Source organism: Pseudorhodoplanes sp., from assembly GCF_050250235.1.
GTDB lineage: Bacteria > Pseudomonadota > Alphaproteobacteria > Rhizobiales > Xanthobacteraceae > Pseudorhodoplanes.
Genome location: NZ_JBFWPA010000283.1, coordinates 1 through 4,092 on the forward strand (window position 1 = coordinate 1; position 4,092 = coordinate 4,092).

Here is a 4,092-nt window from a genome sequence, read left to right on the forward strand (position 1 = left end):
CCTATCCGCGAAGCGCTGCAACTGGTAGAACGCGACGGACTCATTGCCCGCGAGCAGCGTAAGGGCGTCCGCGTCGCGATCCTGACGACCGAAGATTTGGATGAGCTCTATGCCTGCCGGATTTCGTTAGAGGTAACTGCCGCGCGTCTCAGTGCGAAGAACGCTACTGACATCGAAATCAAACGTCTCTGCGAGAGCCAAGCGCAGTGCGAGGAACGTTATCGCAAGAATGACGTCGTGGGCCATTTCAGGGCCAATGTTGAAATGAGCCAGCGCATCTTCGAAGCGGCACATAACCGACAATTGGTTAGACTGTTGGCCTCGATTCATAAACAGGCTCTTCGTTATAGATACATTGCTTATCAGAATTCTGGTGCTGCCAGAAAGAATTCGATAAATAATAATGCCAAACTTGTCGATGCGATCCGACGTCGTGATTCTGAAAAAGCGGCAAGTCTCATGCGGAGCAGCATTGAATCATCTCACGGCCTTATTCGTGATTGTTTAATCGACCGCGACGAAAAACGACGCACCGCAATGCTGCGGCCAAAAAAGCGCTGAGCGTGAGGGACTATAGTTTGGCGCTATCGCAGGCGCAGTCCTTTCTCGTGCCGTTCACCCAGCTCGTCGCTCTGGCTCTTTTCGCATTTTCTCGATTTTCATATTGTCTTTTCGCTAACGCGATAAGAGCCGCGAAGCGTGGTCAGCGATTCAAGTTTCGTCGTCAAGGCTGCTGGGAGTGCCTTCAATTGGAGACATGACACAGTTCGAATGATCTCACCAACGACGAAGTTCGAGCCGGTCTCTGGGCCCCATCTCCCGAATTCGGGAATATGTCGGCAGGCACGTGGAGATTTCTGCCCGACAGCCACGACGGTTCTTTCGGTTTGCACGGAATAAACTTGAGATCTTGCTCGTCCTATATAGTTATGGCGAGATCATTCACGACGTGGAAATTCGTCGGGCAACGTTATTCACGAATTAGAATTCTTGATGCTGGCTGCGTGCACAGCATGACCACTCACCTGTGCTCCATCTTCGGTTTGCAGGCTTCGATAGGCAAACCAGGAGCACAACGTAATGATGCCTTGAATGAAGAAAACAAAGTGAAAGTCAGAGATGCTGGCGGAGTTTTCGCCGCCTGCAAGAAATGAAATCATGCCCGACGCAAGGGCGATGCTGAGGGCCAAGGCCAGTTGTCCGAAAATGTAATACAATGCGCTGAATTGGGTGAGATCCTCCGTTGCGATTTCGGCATACGAGAGGTTGCCAGCCGAAGACCATTGCATGGCGCGAAAAAGCCCGAGAGCAAAGATGTGAGCAGCCACGATCCAAATGGGCGTTGTGGCGCTTGTCAAAGCAAAGGCGGCCACCAGGGCCGCCGCAATCGGCGTGTTCCAGATGAGAACGCTTCGGAATCCGAAGCGCCTGAGCATCTGGGGAACACCGAAGCGCATGACGAGCGAACCACAGGCCGTCAGAAATGTCAGCGCGCCCGATTGCGCCGCCGTCATGCCGAAACCGATCTGAAACATCAGTGGCAGTAGAAACGAGACCGATGCGAGACCGATGGTGTCGAGCCCGCCTCCGGTGATGAGGCTGACGCGAAGCGTCCTCAATCGAAAAAGGCTCAGGCTCAGCAGCGGGTTGGTAGTCCGCATGCAATACCAGACGAATGCCGCAAGAATTGCCCCCGCAATTGCCAGTTCGGCCGCCGCGCCCCAGACGGGTAGACCGTGTGTTCCCAAGGAACTCAAACCAAAGATGAGCAGCGCGATCCCGAGGCTGAACAAGACAAAGCCCGGGATGTCGAGCCGCGCGCGGCGCGTGAGATGCCTTGTAGGAAAAAGAAGAAAAGCTGCGACAGCTGCCGCCAGAATAACGGGCGCATTGATCAAAAAGATCCAACGCCACGATATATAGGTTGCAAGGGTGCCGCCAACGAGAGGCGCCACGATTTGTGCGGTTTGCCGCGCAATGGACTGGTAGTTACTTAATCTCAAGGTTTGGTTACGCGGAAAAAACCCCAGGATGACGACCTGACCCAGCGTGCCGATCAGAGCAGCTCCAAATCCCTGTACAATGCGGACTCCCGTCAAGGTCCAAATGTCGGTCGCCAGTCCACCGAGAGCGGACGACAATCCAAAAATCAAAATCGCCATCCCATAGACATTGCGCAATCCAAAACGATCCGCCAGCCAGCTGCTGAGCGGCATCGAGATGATCAGGCTCGCGATATAGACAGTGATGAGTTGACCCAAATGGCTCGGCGGTTCTCCGAGGCTTCGGCCGATATCGGGAAGTGCCGTGAGGATGCTGTAATGTGACAGCGTCACCATGAAGTTGCAGCACGCGATGATGACCGGAATCATCACCGAGATTCCTGGCGACGATCGACCCTCAAGGGACGCCGAATCTGAGCTGGGCACCTGCATACCGGACTTTATGAAAGCTCTACAAGGTGCGCCACTATATTTTGAGCACCGTCTTAACGAATGCAAGATAACCCCGCCGCTCGATGAGGCGTTGATGGCAGGCATCGCAACAGAACATCCCGCAACCGTGAGGAACGGTGATCAGCACGAACTGACCGTGCAGCGATGCTGGTCTTCCCGGCTCCGAGCTTCCGGTCAGAAGATGCCCGGGCATTGGTTGCTCGCCCGCGCATGCGGCCGGGCAGGCTTGAACTGACGAGGCGTCTGCTCCGACCTCGCTTACGTGCCTCAATCTTCACGGATGATGTCTATCGGGCTTCAATCACATCGCGACCTTCCAGGGGAGCGCATAAGGGTCGTGTGATTGTGCTGACGCTTTAGGCCCTGGACGCTTTTATCGGGTCCCTTGCATTGCAGCCGCTCTACATCGCTGGAATAGCTTGTCTGTTCTTGTTTGCAGGCATGTTTGTTTTGTGTTCGAGACAGCGGCATCTACCCAAACTATCGGCACGCATTGCGCGGCTGCCCGCTAATCGGCTTCATATCCCACTCGGACACCAAACAAGCGCGACTGGTGACGCCCTGCGGCGCCGGCACATCCCGTGGCAGGATGAAGGTCCCTTTGGTGCCGGCCGGCAACCTGATCTTCTGCGTGACCCTGAATTTTTCAGGAGACGTGTAGGGCTTCCACTCGCTCCCATTGAAACGGACGCCATGGCTCATGCCGGCAACCGTAAGCGAGCCGGCGTCAACCAGTTCGGCGAGCCCCGCGCGACCGGGCAGGATCCCGTAACGCTTCACTGGATGAGCCGCCACCACCGACTCCACGTCAATCTGCGCGATGCCACGCGTGAAGGCCTCCTGCACTTCGCGCCACAACGGCTCGCCGCGCCCGCCCTCGGGCAACCGGATGGCGTTGCGCACGCGGCCACCGGCCACGTGCTGTACGCCGGGCACCCGGAACGCGGAAGCGTTCTCGGCAGCGCCAATCTCATCGGCTTCACGACCCAGAAGCATGGCCGCCATCTGCTGCGCGGTGCCGTCCTTCATACTGGCTTCGGATACCGGTATCAGGCAGCCCATATGCGCGGTGAACCAGACCTTGTTACGCGGCACACCCATGACACCGACCAGCGGCCGGCCCCGGTCGGATACAGGGGAAGGCTCGGTTGCGGCTACCCGTCGCTGTCCGGAACCGTCACCAGGCATTTCCGGCGGCGTTTCGGAATGCGCGACCACGCCAACAATCCGTTCGGTCGCGCCGACGATATCCCAAATCACGGCACTGCGACTGGTGAGCGCCAGATAGAGCGGGTCGTTGCCGGGCGCGATCTCGACAGTAGCCACATAGGTCACTTTGTCTTCGTTGCCGATCGAGGCGTTCGACAACGCAGCGGCGCCATTGGTGCCCAGAAGCAGCAACCGCGCACCGACGGCCGCAACCGGCACCTCACATCCCTTCGCCGCCAGCTCGAAGCGCGCCTTACGAACACTCGCATCACGCTCACGTTGTGCGTCCTGGCGCGCTTCGTTCAGCCGCTTCCCGAACTCCGTGAACTCGTCCGGTGAGATCCGTCCATCCTTGTCCTGGTCGAACGCATCAAACTGCACGCGCACCGCCGTTTCGTACTCGGCGAACGACACCGCGCCGTCGCCG

Annotated in this window: 3 protein-coding genes and 1 pseudogene; 2 read left to right on the forward strand and 2 right to left on the reverse strand. The window is 57.5% G+C overall.

Going from position 1 to position 4,092, the window contains the following annotated elements; genetic code table 11:
- Window positions 1-561 (forward strand): GntR family transcriptional regulator (locus tag AB7F49_RS38690; RefSeq protein WP_428533121.1); only part of this gene is annotated, 561 nt, incomplete at its 5' end.
- A 413-nt stretch (window positions 562-974) separates the two neighbouring features.
- Here AB7F49_RS38690 and AB7F49_RS38695 read toward each other — a convergent pair.
- Window positions 975-2,372, reverse strand: coding sequence for an MFS transporter (locus AB7F49_RS38695; RefSeq protein ID WP_428533124.1), 1,398 nt, complete (start codon window positions 2,370-2,372; stop codon window positions 975-977).
- Here AB7F49_RS38695 and AB7F49_RS38700 point away from each other — a divergent pair.
- Window positions 2,356-2,691 carry a hypothetical protein gene (locus tag AB7F49_RS38700; protein WP_428533127.1) on the forward strand — a complete coding sequence of 112 codons (336 nt, stop codon included), beginning with the start codon at window positions 2,356-2,358 and terminating at the stop codon, window positions 2,689-2,691. The genes AB7F49_RS38695 and AB7F49_RS38700 overlap by 17 nt on opposite strands.
- Before the next feature lie 245 nt (window positions 2,692-2,936).
- On the opposite strand, the pseudogene AB7F49_RS38705 reads toward AB7F49_RS38700, so the two are convergent.
- Window positions 2,937-4,092, reverse strand: a pseudogene (locus tag AB7F49_RS38705) (hypothetical protein); the annotation flags it as partial.